Raw genomic sequence first — 18665 nt, 5'->3', positions numbered from 1 at the left:
CAGCATGAAATTCAAGATTATATATACAGGAAAAGAATCATTCTTTCAATATTTTAAAGTCAACGGAAAGAAAACATTACCATTATCAGCTTATATCGAAATGATAAGAGTAGCAGGGAGTAAAGTAAATAATGGAGAAATTAATGCCATACGAAACTTTAAATGGAATCAGCCTATAGTAATAGAAAATGAACCACTAGTACTTCATATTGAATTTAAGGAACAAAATGAAGGATTTTCGTTTGAATTCTATCAGGATAATGATGATTTTCATAAAACAATATATGCACAAGGAGATTTATTAAAGGTATCTGAAAAAACACCTGCAAAGATTGAGTTAGAGCACTTAATAGGCATAACACCAGAGTTATACAAAGAAGCGTTCTATAAAAAATTAGGGAAGAATTTAGCAGAATATACAAATGAATTGCAGAGTATTCATTCTGTATTTCAAATTCAAAATCAAGTTTGGTCCAGAGTTATTCCTAAAAAGGAAGAAGAGCCGTATGTGTTGCCCTTAAATATAGTAGAAAGCGCTTTTCAGACCTTAAATGGACAAAAGGAGAATATTTCAAGGATAGAAAGCATTGAGGCAATGTATATGTATGGCGATATTACGAATACGCATTGGTGCCAGGCAATTAAAGAAGAAAGTAAAGAGGATTCTTTTACGGTTAATTTACTTAGCGCTGAAGGGGAGATTCTTTTTGTATTTGAAGGAGTGAAATTGCTTCCGGGTGATAGTGCTTTAGAATTGCAATATTTTGAAGAAAAATGGGAAGAGACTAAAGAGATAACTCAGGAAAAAAATCCTTTTCAGAAAAAGAAAATTTTATGTTTGGGTGATGATACGGATTTGCTTTTTGACTTTAAAAAGGCCTTAACAAAACAAAATGCAGAAGTTATTCATGTTTCAGCTATGGATGATATCGATGAATCTTTTGATTACGTCTTTATATTTCCAAACCGTTCTTTGGTAGCCCAGGACAGTGAAAATGGATCTTATGGAAAAGAAGAAGAGTTTGTTTTTACCTGTTTAAAAAAACTAGTAGAATTAAAAAATAATAATTTTCAGATTCACATTATTCTAAACCAAACACAGCAGGTTTTCTCTACCGATACAGTTCAGGAAAAAGGAGCCGGAATCTTCGGTTTAGTTGGGACAGTAGCAGCAGAAATGCCTACTTGGAATTTTAGAGTAGTTGATATCAATGAGAATGAACCCATAGATTTTGAAGAATTAGCTACTAAAATAGTACAAACGAGTGAGACTTTAGTGGCTTATAGAAACGGAAGTTTTTATAAAAAATTATTAAGTCCAATAGCCACATTACCAACAGTATCTTATTCTAACAGAATTAGAAAAAATGGAACTTATGTAATTCTTGGAGGAGCTGGTGGTTTAGGTAAAATCACTACAGAGTACCTGATTAATAAATATAATGCCAAAGTATATTGGTTAGGAAGAAGAGCATCAGACCAAACAGTAGAAGCTGGTATAGAGCAGTTTTCAGGCTATGAAAGGAAACCCGTTTATATACAATGCGATGCAAATAAAGTAGAAGATATAAGAGCGGCTTTTGAGCAAATAAAATCTGGTGGAGAAGTTATAAATGGTGTCATTCATTCAGCTTTAGTGTTAGAAGATAAACCATTTTATGCGATGAGTTTTTCTGACTTTACCAAAGCCTTTGCTCCAAAATCAACAGCAGTTCAAAATTTAGTTCAGGTATGCGGGAATGAGTTGTTGGATTTTATGTGTTTCTATTCCTCTATTCAAGGGTTTTTTAATGGTCCCGGACAAGCCAATTATGCAGCAGGTTGTACTTATAAAAATACCTTAGCAAAAGTAGTTGAGCAAAAATATAAGATACCTGCATATACAATTAATTGGGGGTATTGGGGGCATATTGGTGTGGCTTCAGACTCCAAATATGCAGATCGAATGGATCAAATGGGGATAGGGAGCATTGAAGCAAAAGAGGGAATGGCCGCCTTAGAGAAAATTCTGGATGGCGAACTAAAGGAAATATATGCAGTTAAGTTTTCTAAAAAACCGATTGCAAAAAGTTTAGCCTCGAGAATAAAAAAAGCCTGTTCAGTAAATAAAATTACCGAAGAGAAAACCCTGATAAATCAATTTGAGTTAGAGACTGCAGATACAGAAGAACATCAAAATATTGTATTAGACAAAGTACAAAAAATAGCAGCGTCTTTAATCAAGCTTCCTCAGGAAGAGTTTGATTTAGACGAACCATTCGCGGCAATGGGTTATGATTCTATTCTGAGTAATCAACTTAGTGACTACATAAATAAAGAACTGAGTATCGATATTCAACCAACGGATTTATTTAATTATCCTAGTATTCGATCTTTAGTACAATATATTATCGAAAATAAAGAGGGTTGGAAACATAAGATTATAAAAGACAAGAATGTAAATATACCAGTCCTTAAAGAGGAAGAGAATATAAAATATCTACCACAAGAGGAACAAAAAGATACAGACGATATAGCAATTGTTGGTATGAGTGGAGCTTATGCAGGAACATCAAATCTGGAAGAATATTGGGAAGCTCTAAAAGGAGGAGAAAATTTGATAAGAGAAACTCCAATAGAAAGATGGGATAGCACACTTCATTACAGCCCTATTAAAGGTGAAGAAGATAAAACCTATAGTAAATGGGGTGGTTTTATGGATAATATAGACAAGTTTGATGCTGGGTTTTTTAAAATATCAGGCATAGAAGCTGAAAATATGGATCCGCAACAGCGCTTGTTCTTAGAACATTGTTGGCATGCATTAGAAGACGCAAATTTAACTCAAGACCATTTAGACGGTAAGCAAGTGGGAGTTTATGCTGGAGTAGGTAATAGCGATTATATTCAGAATCCTAAAAACAAGCACGTGTCTGTTTTTTGGGGTATGGATAATTCAATTCTTGCAGCCAGAATTTCTTATTATCTAAACCTAAGAGGACCTGCCTTAGCAATTGATTCAGCGTGTTCGTCATCATTAGTAGCATTAGAAGCAGCTTGTAGAAACCTGCAATCCGGCCATATTGATATGGGGATTTGTGGAGGCGTAAGTCTCGCAGCCACGCCACTATTTCATAAAATGGCAAGTAAAGCTTCAATGTTAAGCGAGAATGGGCAGTGTTTTACATTTGATCATAGAGCAAATGGATTTGTACCGGGTGAAGGTGTAGGCATAGTGGTAGTTAAACGCTTAAAAGACGCGCTAAGAGATGGAGATAGTATTCATGCAGTGATTAAGGGAATTCTAACGAATCAAGATGGAGCAACCAACGGCATTTTGGCACCAAGTGCACCATCACAAGAAGCTTTAGAAAAACAAGTGTATGAAAAATTTCAGATAAATCCGGAAACGATAAGTTATGTAGAAGCACATGGTACAGGAACTAAATTAGGAGATCCCATAGAGGTTGAAGCTCTTACTAAAGCTTTTAGATCCAAAACACAAAAAAGGAATTACTGTGGTATTGGGAGCGTAAAGACCAATATTGGGCATACACTCCATGCAGCAGGATTAGCAGGATTGCAAAAAGTGATTTTGTCAATGCAACATAAACAAATTCCGCCTTCTTTGAATTATCAAAGAAATAATGAATTTATCGATTTTGAGAACAGTCCTTTTTATGTAAATACAGCCCTTAAATCTTGGGATAACTACATAGGTGGTAAAAGAAGAGCGGCTATTAGCAGTTTTGGATTTAGTGGCACTAATGCACACGCAATTATTGAAGAATACATTCCTGCCGTTTCAGAAAAAGAACAAGAAATTAATGGCAAAGTAATCCTTGTACTATCTGCAAAAGACAGAAATAGTCTGGAGAGATATTGTAAAAAAGTAGTATTGTTTGTTCAAGATAACTCCAATGTATCATTAAATTCTTTAGCATTTACATTTCAGGTTGGACGTACAGCAATGGAAGAGCGCTTTGCATGTGTTGCGCAGGATCATGATGAATTAATTATGAAGTTGAAAAACTTTTTAAATCCAGAGGGTGAGAAATCCGGAGCCTTAAATTATTATACAAATAATATAAGAGTTCAGGAGAATACGACTATAAAAGGTATTTCTGGGAAAGCATTTGTAGAAAGTGCAATTAAACACGCTGAATTAGAAACTGTAGCTGAATTATGGACACAAGGAGTAAGAATTGATTGGGAGTTATTTTACAATCAAAAAATAAAGAAAATTAAAATCCCATCATATCCATTCGAGAGAGATCGTTACTGGATTGAAGAAATAGAAAAACAGACAGAAAAAACTTCAAAAATACATCCCTTACTTCATCAAAATAGTTCGACTATTAAGGAACAGAAATTTGAAAGTAATTTTAGTGGTGATGAGTATTTTATAAAAGAGCACATCGTTAACGGTTCTGGTTTATTTCCCGGAGCTGCCTATATAGAAATGGCACTGCAAGCCGGAAAAATCAGTGCGAATGATATGATAAATGAGTTATATGATATTACGTGGCAAGAACCTTTAAGAAATAAAGATAAAGGGATGGAGCTTAATACGGTGATCTCAGAAATTACAAGTTCAGAATATCAATATCAAATATATTCAATTCATAAAGAGAAAAAAAGCATACATAGCTCAGGTAAACTGCGAAAACAATCTGCTAATACTACACCTTCAAAGCAATTAGATGTAGCTGAAATAATAGCCGGTTTGCCACAAATTAAAAGCAAAAAAGAAGTTTACGAACATTTTAGTGATCTGGGATTTGATTATGGAAGAAACTTTCAAGGAATTGAAAATATCAGCTATTCTCAGGATAAAGCAGTTGTTGAATTGACATTCAAAAAACAGGATCAATTTGTTTTAGAACCGGGCCTATTAGATAGTATATTTCAATGTACAATAGGGCTTTCATTAGAAGGAAAAACAAATACAGTTTATGTTCCATATAGCATACAGAGGGTTAGTATCTATAAAGAAGTACCTCTTAAAGCTTGGTGTTTAGTGGAGCAGGTTGCAACAAAATCCAGCACATCCGGTATTCGAAAATACAATATGATTTTAGTGAATAGCGTGGGAGAAATTATCTTAAAGTTAGACGAATTTACGCTATTGCCATTAGAAAATATTCTTGCAGATAAAAAGGAAAGTGAAGAAGATAAGAAAGAAGGAATTCGATATTTTAATGCGGTATGGAAAAATGTTGCCCCGCAAATAAGTAAGCGTAAAGAAAATAAACAATTGGTTTATTTGGCAGGATTTGAGCGTACAATAAAAGAAAAAATAAAGAACAATAGTCCGGAGGTTAGGTTACTGGAAGATAGTGAAGATCCAACGGATGGGTTTCAGGTTATCTTTAAGAAACTCAAACAAATTGTAGAAGTAAAGGAAGAAGTTGAGCTTACTATCGTCATAGAAAACAATAGCTATAAGCAATACGGCCATTTGGCAGCATTACTTCAATCTGCTCAATTAGAGTATTCAAAAATATTGGGAAAAGTAATAGTTCTGGATAATGAATCTAAAAAGAGTATAGAAGAGATTCTTGAAATTGTAGCATCAGAAAGTAAGTTAGAAGCCCCGGAGGTTCGGTATATAAACGGACAGCGAGAAGAAAGAATTCTAGAGGTTTTAACGCCGCAAAAACAAACTCCGGAGATAAAAATCAAGGAGGGAGGAGTGTATTGGATAACTGGAGGAATGGGTGGTTTAGGACAAATATTCTTGGAGCATATTTTAAAAACTAAGGATACGAAAGTAATTCTTACCGGCAGAAGTAGTAGTAACGATGCTTATAATAAAATTGTAAACTCCTATTCTAATGTGCTATATAATTCTTGTGATATCGCTGATAAAGAAGCTGTAACACTACAGTTTCAAAAAATAAAACAACAATTTGGTACTATAGATGGAATTATACATAGTGCGGGAATTATTAAAGATAGTTTGATAATTCATAAAAGTGCAGAAGAGGCAGAGGAAGTGTTAAAACCTAAAATCGATGGGATCCTATTTTTAGATGAAGTTACTAAAAATGAAAAGTTAGATTTTTTTGTAAGTTTTTCTGCTGTAGCGGCAGTAAAGGGAAATCAGGGGCAAAGTGATTACGCTTCTGCCAATGCTTTTATGGACAATTTTATGACTGATAGAAGAACAAAATACGAGCAAAAGACAAGATTTGGTAAAAGTATAAGTATCAATTGGCCGCTATGGGAAAATGGAGGAATGAAAATGTCCGAAGAACAAAAACAATATATAAAAAATCAGACAGGTATGCTACCAATGCCTAATGAGGTAGGTACAAATAGTTTTGATTTTATATTATCTGGTGAACAGAGCCAGGTAATACCGGTATATGGTTTATTAGAAAGAATTGAAATACAAAAACAGGGTAATAAGGAGGTTGTAAAGGAAGTTAATGAGAAGAAAATCAAAGAATACAAGCAAGAGGAGTTAAAAGTATTTATTACATCTTATCTAATAGATCTTTTATCAACAGAATTTAAGTTGCCCAAAGAGCGATTTGAAGCCCATAAATATTTTGAAGATTTCGGAATAGATTCCATTAGTATCACGAAGTTAACAAACACATTTGATGCGGTTTTTAATGATATTCCAAGAACCTTATTTTTTGAATACCAATCACTTCAAGAATTGATTGGTTATTTTCTGGAAAATCAACAAGAAGCGATACAAGAATTGTTGTTAAAAAATGAAGATCCAGTATCTCCTGAAGAAGCACATAATGAAACATTTGTAAGTGAAGGTATTGAAGAGAGAAATCAAGATTCAGACCAATCTGTAATAGAAGATAATCCAAAATCTCAAGATGACTTTTCAGCGGTCAGAAATGCGGACAATGAAGAAAAAATAGCGATTATAGGTTTAGCAGGAAAGTATCCTGGTGCAAATAATGTACAAGAGTTTTGGGAAAATCTAAAACAAGGAAAAGACAGTATTACCGAAATACCAAGTGATCGATGGGATATGACCAGTTTTTATGATGAAGAAAAAGGTAAATCAGGTACAAGTTATAGTAAATGGGGAGGTTTTATAGAAGACGTAAACAAGTTTGACCCGTTATTTTTTAAGATATCCCCTCGTGAAGCTGAAATAATGGAGCCTCAAGAACGATTGTTTTTACAAACGGCATGGGAAACTATAGAAGATGCTGGTTATACTAGAGAACAATTAGGACGGTCCACCCAAACAAATGAAATGACTGGCAATGTAGGTGTTTTTGTGGGAGTTATGTATGAAGAATATCAATTATATGGTATAGAAGAACAGCATAAAGGCAATCAGATTCATCTTGTGGGTAACCCAAGTAGTATAGCAAATCGAGTTTCCTATTTCTTTAATTTTCATGGGCCAAGTATGGCTTTAGATACGATGTGCTCGTCCTCAATAACTGCAGTAGAACTTGCATGCCAAAGCATTATGAATGGTGATTGTAAGGCAGCAATTGCAGGGGGAGTAAACGTAAGCATTCATCCTAATAAATATTTGCTTTTAAGTAAAGCAGGATTTGCATCAAGTACAGGGCGTTGTAAAAGTTTTGGAGAAGGAGGAGACGGATATGTTCCGTCTGAAGGAGTTGGAGCTGTCTTGCTAAAGAAATTATCAGATGCGGAACGTGATGGAGATCACATTTATGGAGTTATCAGAGGAGCATCTTTAAATCATGGAGGGAAAACGAATGGATATACAGTACCGAATCCTAAAGCTCAAACTTCGGTAATTAAAAGAGCCATGGAAAAAGCAAACCTCAAAGCAGATCAAATCTCCTATATCGAAGCACATGGTACAGGAACAAGTTTGGGAGATCCGATAGAAGTTGCGAGTCTGAAAAAAGCATTTCAGGTAGAAGAGGAAGATTATATCTGTAAGATAGGCTCTGTAAAATCTAATATAGGACACTGTGAATCTGCAGCGGGAATATCTGGAATAACAAAAGTGCTGTTGCAATTGAAGAATCAGCAATTAGTGCCCTCTATTCATGCCGAGAAACAAAACCCTAATATTAATTTTAATGATACTCCATTTAGAGTACAAAAAACATTAGAACCATGGAACACGGACGGAAAAGCAAGAATAGCAGGTATTAGTAGTTTTGGTGCAGGTGGTAGTAATGCTCATTTGATTATTGAAGAATATAATAAGCAAGAGAAGCAACAAAATTATGACCAACCAATACCCATATGGGTCCTATCTGCAAAATCAGAAAAACAGCTCAGGGAATATGCAGAGAAGTTATTGCATTTTATAAAAAATCAAGAAAAACTTTTGCCGGAAGAAGTGGCATATACCTTACAAGTAGGAAGAGAAGCAATGTCACACCGACTCGCTTTTTATGCTACAACTACAGAGGAAGCTACAGCTCAGTTAAACGCCTATCTAGACGGAGTTTTATTAGATTATTATTGCAGGATTACAGACCCGGAAGCTTCAACAATGGAAGATGTAACAGCTACAGAAATCAAAAGTTTATGGAAAAATAGAGATGCAAGAATATTAGAATTATGGTCTTTGGGAAGAAATATAGAGTGGTCTGCCTACTACAATAAAAAGCAATTACCGCAAAAGGTAAGTTTGCCTACCTATCCTTTTGAAAAAAAATATTGTTGGTTCTCTAAAACTGATAAAACAAATGAAAATGGAGTAACATTAAATGGAGTGGATGATTTACATCCGATGCTTCATATAAACAAATCTGATTTGGACGGAATTAAATTTCATAGTGATTTTTCAGGAAATGAAACCTTCTTAAAAGACCATTTAGTAAATTCTGAAAAACTATTTCCGGGAGTTGCTTATATAGAACTGGCCAGAAAAGCTTTAGAAGAAGTAACACATCAAGAGGTATTACAGCTCAAAGAGATTACTTGGTTGAAACCGTTAAAAGTGGAGGATAAAAGTACAGAAGTAATCACTCTTGTAACAAAAGATAAAAACGAGATTTTAGTTCAAATATCGAGTAAAGAAGAAGGAAAAAGTATAACGCATGTGGAGATAAAATTAGGCAGAGAAGATTTAAAACAAGGCTCGCGATATGATATTTCGGTTTTAAAAGAGCGTATGCAAGGCGAGAAAGAAGGCGAAGCATGTTATGAAGCTTTTAAAACGGTAGGCTTAGAATATGGTGATAGTTTTCAAGGGATCAAAAAAATGTATTTCAATGAAAATGAATCATTAGTTAGTATTGATTTACCGGCATGGGAAGGAGTTATCTTAAATCCGGGTGTTATAGATGCAGCATTACAAGCAACCATAGGGGTAGATTTTAATAACAAACAAGGAGGCTTACAATTGCCATACAGTCTTCAGGCGGTAGACATCTATTCTAAAGATTTATCAAGAGCTTCTTGGTGTTATGTACAAAAAAATAAAGAAAAAAGTAGAGTACACAAATATTCCATGCAAATACTGGATCAAGATGGGAATGTATTGATCGGAATGAGAGATTTTGTATCGATTCCATTAAGTCCAGAAACAAAAACAACTCAAGAAAATAAAGAGGAGTCTATTGGAATTTATTATGAATCGATATGGGAGGAAATATCTTTTGAAAAATCGGCGATAGTTCCGCATAAAAAGAATGCTTTTATAGGAGCCAAAAACGAATATACGGCAGCATTAGAAAAAGAAATACAAACCAATGGCGGAAGTGTAAATTGGTATAAAAATGCAACTGATGTTCCGCAAGACATTAAATCTGTTTATTTCCTGCAAGGGATATGGGATGCCGATGATAAAAATGAGGTGCTTGAGCAGATTGATAAAATAGAAGTAAACGTCTTCAAGAATATTAAGGCATTACAAAAAAGAAGTGCTGAAAAGCTAGAGGTTGTATTTGTAACTAAGCAAACACAAAAAGTAACCTTTTCTGATATTGTTACAGAAAAAGGTGCCGGTATTCTTGGATTAGTTGGTTCTTTAGTAAAGGAAGAAATGAATTGGAGTTTTAAAAGTGTAGATGTTTCGCATCCTAATGATATGATGCGCATTCTTGATACACCCTATTCTAAAATGGGAGAATCCTTAGCAATCAGAAATCTCGATTTATATCAAAATATACTCATACCAGTAGAAGATAAGATAGAAAAACAATATTCTAAACTTAGAAAAGGCGGCGTATATGTGATTTTAGGAGGAGCCGGTGGTTTGGGAAAAGTAACCACTTCATACCTGGTAAAAGAGTACCAAGCCAAAGTGTATTGGTTAGGAAGAAGAGAACAAGATGCAGCTATTACAGCAGCAATTGAAGAAATAGGGCAATATGGAGTATACCCAACTTATATTCAATGCGATGCAGACAATAGGTTAAGTATGCAATCGGCCTATACGCAAATCAAACTTACATCCGATGAAATCAATGGAATTTTTCACTCCGCTATTGTACTTAATGATAAGATAGTAGCCAATATGAGTGAAGAAGATTTTACAAAATCATTCTATCCAAAATCAGTTGGAAGTCAATATTTTATAGAAGCTTTTAGTCAGGAAGAACTGGACTTTATTTGTTTTTATTCTTCAGCTCAAAGTTTCTTCAGAGCTGCCGGTCAATCTAATTACTCGGCAGGATGCACTTATAAAGATAGTTTAGCAAAACAAGTACAGCAAAAATCAGGAATTCCAACCTATGTAATCCATTGGGGATATTGGGGGAATACAGGTATTGTTTCTTCTAAAGACTATGAACAACGCATGCAACAAATGGGGATAGGAAGTATTACTGAAGAGGAGGGAATGCAATCGTTAGAAAAAGTTTTTGCACAAAAAAAAGGCCAACTTTTCGTAATGAAATTTTTAAATGATGCTGTAATTAAGAGAATGAACATTTTTCAATTAAAAAAGAGAAAAATTCTACCTCCAAAAGAGGCGACAATAGAACTTAAAAGGATAAAAATAACTTCTCCAAAACAAATCTTAAATTAAATGACTACCATAAAAAATAATGCCATAGAGATGCAAAGAATATGTCATAACTCATTACTCAGTATTTTGATAAATATGGGGTTTAGAAGTGGCATAGCTAATGATATAGATCTGTTAAAAATAGAATTAAAAATTGTTGACAAACATACCCGTTTGCTGGAAGAATGTATTCGTAGTTTAAAAAGCTGTGATTATCTTCAGGAAAATGAAGCGGTATTTACCCTTACTACAAGAGCTCAGGAGGAATTAAAAGATTTTGACAGACAAGTAACATTGCAAAATATCTTTGCAGAAATGCCGGAGATGGCAGGTCATGCTAAATTATTACAAGGATGTTTAGATGGGTTACAGTCTATATTTCAAGGAAAAATAAATGCAACAGATGTAATGTTTCCAGATGGAAGTATGGAGCTTGTTTCTGGAGTTTATAAGGGCAATGAACAAGCAGATTATTTCAATGATATATTGTGCCAGGTAGTAGAAAATATTGTAGCAGATAATATCGAAAACTTAGGAGAAGGAGAAAAGTTTACCATTCTGGAAGTTGGAGCAGGTACAGGAGGAACAAGTAACTTATTGTTTCAGGTATTAAGTGCATACAAAGACAAGATAAGCTATGTATATACAGATTTGTCTAAAAGTTTTCTGTTTCATGCAGAGAAGCATTACAAGGCAATTGCACCTTATTTAGAAACGAAACTTTTTAATATCGAAAGGTCACCGGAAAATCAGGAGCTAGCCTTGGGAAGTTTTGATATGGTAATTGGGGCAAATGTAGTACATGCAACAAAAAATATTAGAAAGAGTCTTCAAAATATCAAAGGAGTACTCAAGAGAAACGGAGTGTTGGTATTAAACGAAATAGCACAAAACGATATATATGCTACCCTCACATTTGGATTACTCGATGGCTGGTGGTTGTATGAAGATGCAGAAGTTAGGTTGGGAGGAAGTCCCGGTCTATCTCCAAAAGGATGGCAAAAAGTATTAACCGATACAGGATTTGTCAATACAATGAGCTACCCGGAAGACGAAGAATTGTTTCAGCAAATTATAATATCTCAAAGTGATGGAGAAATTATTTTGGCTGACGAAGATGCTAAAGTCGAGCAAAGTTTAAAAGATACTAAACCCGATAAGAAAGAAATAGTATCTCAAAAAGCGGTGGGGATCGCACAAGCTGTAGACAGTAAGGAGATCGCAAATTTTATAAAGAATAAATTAGCCTTAGTGCTAAAAATGGAGATTTCGGAGTTTGACGAGATAACACCAATGTCGGATTATGGAGTAGATTCAATTATAGGTTTAGAATTAATAAAGGAAATAAATGAGACATTAACAAATGCAATTCCAACTACGATTTTATTTGATTATCCTACCATAAAAGAATTCGCTAAATATTTGGCAGAAGAACATAGTTCGGCTTTTACGATACAGCCAACAGTATCAGAAAACGAAATTAAACCAGAAAAGGAAGTTCTAAGCCAACAATTAGAAACGGTAAAAAAGGAAGAGACACCATTTTCTGTCAATAAAGAAAAAGGCCAAGCACAGCGATTATGGCTGGAAAAACCTGCTACAATAGATGATATTAGTATTGTGAATTTTGATTTACCTGCAATACAACAAGAGGAGGTTTTGGTTGAGATTTCTCATTTTTCGCTCAATTTTGGGGATTTACTTTGTGTGAAAGGATTATATCCTACAATGCCTCCATATCCTTTTTCTCCAGGTTTTGAGGCTTCGGGAATTATTATAGAAAGAGGAGATAAAGTAATCAATTTCAGCATTGGAGATAGAGTAATAGTAATGACAGATGGCAGCTACGGATTGCATAGTACACATTGTGTTGCTAATGAATTACAATTGCTACCTATACCGGAAAATCAATCCTTTGAAGAAGCATGTGCTATTCCTACGGTAGCAATGACAATGGTTGAAGCTTTTAGAAGAGTACACGTTAAAAAAGGAGATTATATTTTGGTTCAAACCGCCACTGGTGGTATTGGGCATATTGCTATACAATTAGCCAAGCATTTAGAATTAAAGGTTATTGCTACAGCGGGGAGTACTCATAAAATTGAGTATTTAAGGGAAATAGGCGTAACGCATGCGATTAATTATCGAGAACAAGATTTTGAAGAAGCCGTAAATAGAATAACGAATGGGCAAGGAGTTACAGTCGTTGTAAATACCCTTTCGGGCGAAAATATTCAAAAAGGAATCAACTGTTTAGGAAAAAGAGGGCAATATATTGAGTTATCAATGACGGCTTTAAAATCGGCAAATCATATTGATTTGAGTAAATTTTCAAACAATCAAACCTTTATAGCCGTTGATCTAAGAAAACTGATAGGCGAAGATCGGGAATACATTGAAGGTTTATGGGCAGAATGTAAACAATATATAGAAAAAGGGATTTTAAAATCAGTGATCAGTACAGAAGTTCCTTTTGAAGACTATAAAAAAGCCTATAAAATACTTGAGGACAGAGATAATATTGGGAAAGTGATTGTCAAAGCCAATTCAGTAAGAACGACGCAGACAGAAATTCCATCAAGTAGTTTTAAAGAAATTAAACAATCCAGTCAAAACACCAAAGCATTGGATATTGCCATAGTAGGAATGAGTGGGCAATATGGTAGTGCAAAGGATTTAAATGATTTTTGGCAAAAAATAAAAGGAGGAGAAAGTCTGATCGAAGAAGTGCCAAATGAGCGATGGAATATTGACGAACACTTCTCTGCAGATCAAGAAGTAGCGAATAAAACCTATAGTAAATGGGGAAGTTTTTTAAGAGACATAGATAAATTTGATCCCTTGTTTTTTAGAATATCAGGTAAAGAAGCCGAAGGAATGGATCCGCAACAACGGTTGTTTTTAGAACATTGCTGGAAAGCTTTTGAAGATGCCGCTATTGTAACAGATAAGCTAAATGGAGCAAAATGCGGAATATATGTCGGAGCCGGGCAAGGAGATTATGTACAGACAACTAATCTGGAAAATGCAGCAATTTATTGGGGAAACAGCAGCGCAATCTTAGCTTCAAGAATATCCTATTTTCTTAATCTTAAAGGACCAGCAATTGCTATAGATACAGCATGTTCATCATCGTTGGTAGCAATAGAGATGGCCTGTAAAAGTTTGTATTATAAAGAAGTTGATATAGCACTAAGCGGTGGAGTATTTATTAATACAACACCCAGATTTTACAAATTGTCAAGTAAGGCAGGTATGCTAAGTAAAGACGGTCAATGTTATGCTTTTGATCATCGTGCCAACGGATTTGTACCAGGAGAAGGAGTAGGCGTTTTAGTACTCAAAAGATTAGAAGATGCAAAAAGAGATGGTGATTATATTCATGGTATAATCAAGGGAGTAGAAACCAATCAGGATGGAACTACTAATGGAATTTTGGCACCAAGTATGAAATCTCAGGAAGAGTTAGAAAATGAAGTATATCAAAAATATGATATTCATCCGGAGAGTATCACTTATGTAGAGGCACATGGCACAGGAACTGCTCTTGGCGATCCTATAGAATTTGAAGGATTAACACGTGCTTTTAAAAAGCAAACCACTAATACAAATTATTGCGGATTAGGGAGTGTAAAAACGAATATAGGGCATACAGTTTATGCCGCAGGAGTAGCAGGAGTACAAAAAGTACTATTGGCATTACAGGAAAAAATAATACCTCCAACCATAAATTATGAAGCAAAAAATAGTTTAATCAATTTAGAAAATAGCCCTTTTTATATAACAGATAAGATACAAGATTGGACTTCTTCTGCAGGAACACCAAGGAGGGCAGCTGTAAGTAGTTTTGGATTTAGCGGAACAAATGCGCATTTAGTTGTAGAAGAGTATGAAAACAAACATCAAAAAAATAGTTCCAGTAAAGAGTTTGTTATACCAATATCTGCAAAAAGCGAGAAAGCGCTAGAACGTCAAATAATAAATCTGATTGATTACCTGGAACAAAAACCGGGGATTTCTATTTCTGATGTAGCTTATACATGGCAAGTAGGACGCCAACCAATGGAATTTCGTAGCGTATTTATAGCAGATTCTATAGCAGATTTTGTAAGTAAGTTAAAAAATAATAAAGGCTTAGTGAGCTCCAATGCAATTTCTGCAAAAGAAAAAGAGCAATTCAAAACTTTTTTGTCAAACGGCGCAGGAGAAGCCTATATAAAGTATGCAACAGAACATAATGAATACCAGTCTTTAGCAAATTTATGGGCAATGGGAGTAACTGTCGATTGGAATAAATTATACAGAAATAATAAAGAGCGGCCTCAAAGAATAAGTTTACCTACATATGCTTTTGAAAAAGAAAGATATTGGTTAAAATCTAATACGATAATCGAATCGAATTCTGCAGTACAGAAGCTACATCCGTTGCTACACCAAAGGATAAACGTTGCTGAAGGAAATCAAAAATTTAATAGTATTTATTTAGGAGAGGAACATTTTTTCAGAGATCATATTTTTAGGAATGAAAAAATATTGCCGGGAGTAGCCTATCTGGAGATAGCCAAAACGGCTGGAGAAAAGTGTATAGAAAAAAGCATTACGCAATTCAAAAATGTGTTATGGCTTCAACCTATATGGCATCGAGATAAGACGATAGAAATTGAAACAGAAATTATAAAACAAGGAGATAGCCTTCAGTATGTTATATATAGTACTATAGCAACAGCAGGAGTTTCAGGTCAGGAAAAGCAAATTCATGGGCAAGGAGAGTTAACTTCAACCGAAACCTCGGCACCTGTAAAACACGATATAGAAAAGATTAAAAAATCCCTTAGCAAGAATATTTCGAGAGATACTTTTTATGAAAAATACCAAGAAATAGGATTAGAACTAGGAGCTTCTTTTCGAGGAGTACAACACTTGTGGTTCAGTTCTTCGGAAGCAATTTCTAAGATTGAACTTCCAAAAGGAGAAGGATATGCTTTGACTCCTGGAATAATGGATAGTGCTTTACAAACTTGTATAGGAATTAATCTGGAGAAAGAAGTAACAGGTTTATTATTCCCTTTTAGCGTAGAGCAAATAGACATTTGCCAGCCATTGGAAGAGAATATATGGTCTTATGTACGAAAAAGTAAGAACAACAAATCAGACGAAGTCATTAATTATGATGTAGATATTTGCAATCAGAATGGAGAAGTATTAATTGCATTTCAGAATGTATTATTTCTACCGGAAAGAAAAACTGCACCTCAAACAATACCTACTGAAGAAATACAACTTTATAAAGCTGTTTGGAAAGAAACCCCGATAAGCAGTAAAAGGAATGTTGAAGTAAAGCGAAAAATAATAATCTGCGAAGCAGTACCGGAAATGGTACCACATTTTAATGAATTTTTGAATGCGGATATAGAAATGATTGAGGCTGCGTCTCCCGAAGTTTATTTTGAGAAGACTATAGCAATAATCAAGCAAGTAATAACAAGCAAAGAAAATGTCGAAGTTATCCTTGTATACCCGATTAATAAGCAGTTAGAAATAGAGTTTTTAAGTGCTTTATTAAAAACAGCATCATTAGAAAACTCAAAAATCATGACAAAAATGATTGGAGTAGCTATTGCGTTTACTGCATCAAATAGTGATGCCCTTTATAAAATAATTGGAAATGAACTGGAAACAACTGATCAGGAAATTAAATACGCTAAAGGAAACAGAAACTCTAAACAACTGGAATTAGTCAGACTTTCAAATTCTAAAGAAAAAACAGCTATTAAAAGCAATGGACTTTATGTGATTACTGGCGGAATGGGAAGCTTGGGACGCATTTTTGCAACATATATCACCAATAAAAAAGCTAAAGTCATTCTTTTAGGACGCAAAAAGCTAAATAAAAGTCAAACAGATTTTGTTGAGAGTTTACCTAATGCTACCTATATGATTTGCGATATAATAAACAGACAAAAAGTACAAAATGCAGTTTCTAAAATTAAAAAAGAGTATGGTCAGATAAACGGAATCATTCACACAGCTGGAATTACAAGAGATAGTTTAATCCAATTAAAAACAGAAGAAGAAGCAAAAAGTGTTTTTGCTCCAAAAATGGAAGGGGTAAAAAACTTAGACGAAGTATGTAAAAATGAACCGTTAGATTTTATGATGTTATTCTCTTCTATTGTTAGCGAACTAGGCAATATTGGGCAGTCAGATTATACTGCGGCCAATGCCTATCTTAATAATTATGCACTATACAGGGAACAAGAACGATTACTAGGCAATAGAAAAGGTAAAACGTATAGTATTGGATGGGGGTTCTGGCAAGATGGAGGTATGAGATTGCAAGAGGAGCAAATAGGGTATTTGGATACACAATGGGGAATGAAGCCAATGCCAACTGATTCAGGATTAGAGCTGTTTGAAACCATTTTAGCTACAGCTTCACAAAACCTATTAGTGGCTTATGGAGATTCAAAAAGAATGAGTACCATCATTACAAACCGATTGGTCGAAAAGAAAAAGGTGGAGAATTTGGTAGAACAAAACAGTAAAAATATTAAAGAAAAGCTTCTGGATAAGTTGCACCTATTGATTGCAGATTTGTTAAAATTAGATAAAGATAGAATAGATCGAGACAAAGACTTGGCGGTATATGGAGTAGATTCAATTTTATTAACAGAATTAAATTCGGAGTTGAATGCCTATTATGAAATTGCATTATTGCCATCAGTATTCTACAATAATACGACCATAGAAAGTTTAGCTGAGCATCTATTAGAAGAATACAATTTAGAGGTTCATACTAAACATCAAGATAGTAAGGAAGACTTTTTAGAAGAAGATTCGGCTAATAAAAACAATTTGTCTAATGCAAAAACTAAGGAGCATAGTTTAAGTCAGCTGGATGTTAGTAAATTACAAAGTACTATAGAAGGATCCTCTTATTTAATTCAGTTTCATAAGATAGCACCCGAGAAGACTTCTATTTTTATCATACCGGGCGTACCGGGAATTGCCTATGGATATTATGAAGTAGCAGAGCAGTTCTCTACCTACGGGAATTGTTACGGAATCACAATGCAGGGTATTTTCGATAATAAAAAACCACTGGACAGTATAGCAAAAATGGCTGCTCACAATGTAGCGGAGATTGCCAAAATAACCCCGCCAAATTCAGAGATACATCTTGTTACTCATAGTTTTGGTGGATTAATTAGTTATGAAATGGTCAAACAGTTGCAGCTATTAGATATAGAAGTGAAACAAATATTCATGTTAGATTGTTTTCCTAATACATTATCGAGTAACGAGATGGAGAAAACGGTTTTGTTTCTTAATCTATTCCCGGAAATATTTGATAAAGTAGAAATAGAAGCATTAAAAAGTAAAGTATACAGTATACTACAAGAAAAAAATGCTGATAGAAAAGAATTGCTATACAACTTCATTACAACAAATGGTGTGACTGTAAATCAAAACATGTTCGACAAATTATGGGATGTTTTTGATGTATCTATGAGTTGCAGCTACGAAATGGATATTCAGCACCAAGTTCCTATTACTCTGGCCAAAGTAAAAGATAAAGTAATTACAAATGAAGTATACGATTTAGGGTGGAGCCAATATTTTGAAGAGGTAGAAGTAATTGAGGTAGAAGGAGATCACTTTTCTATAATACGAGAACCTTATTGTTCTAAATGGGTTAAAGAAATAACATTTTATAAAGAAAAAAACGAACAGGTATCCTTAACCAGATAGC

Annotated in this window: 2 protein-coding genes; both read left to right on the top strand. The window is 34.4% G+C overall.

The window, feature by feature from the left end; all coding sequences use genetic code 11:
• Positions 1-4 precede the first annotated feature (4 nt).
• Positions 5-10933 (top strand): SDR family NAD(P)-dependent oxidoreductase, encoded by a 10929-nt coding sequence (locus tag LNP23_RS17375; protein ID WP_230002160.1) that lies wholly within the window; start codon positions 5-7, stop codon positions 10931-10933.
• On the top strand, positions 10934-18664 hold the full coding sequence (locus tag LNP23_RS17370) for an SDR family NAD(P)-dependent oxidoreductase (RefSeq protein ID WP_230002159.1): 7731 nt from the start codon (positions 10934-10936) through the stop codon (positions 18662-18664).
• The last annotated feature ends 1 nt before the right edge of the window (position 18665 follow it).

Origin of the sequence: Flavobacterium cupriresistens, from assembly GCF_020911925.1 — a bacterium.
GTDB classification, from domain to species: domain Bacteria; phylum Bacteroidota; class Bacteroidia; order Flavobacteriales; family Flavobacteriaceae; genus Flavobacterium; species Flavobacterium cupriresistens.
Note: the sequence above shows the minus strand (reverse complement) of the source record. Positions and strands in the feature narration are given on the sequence as shown.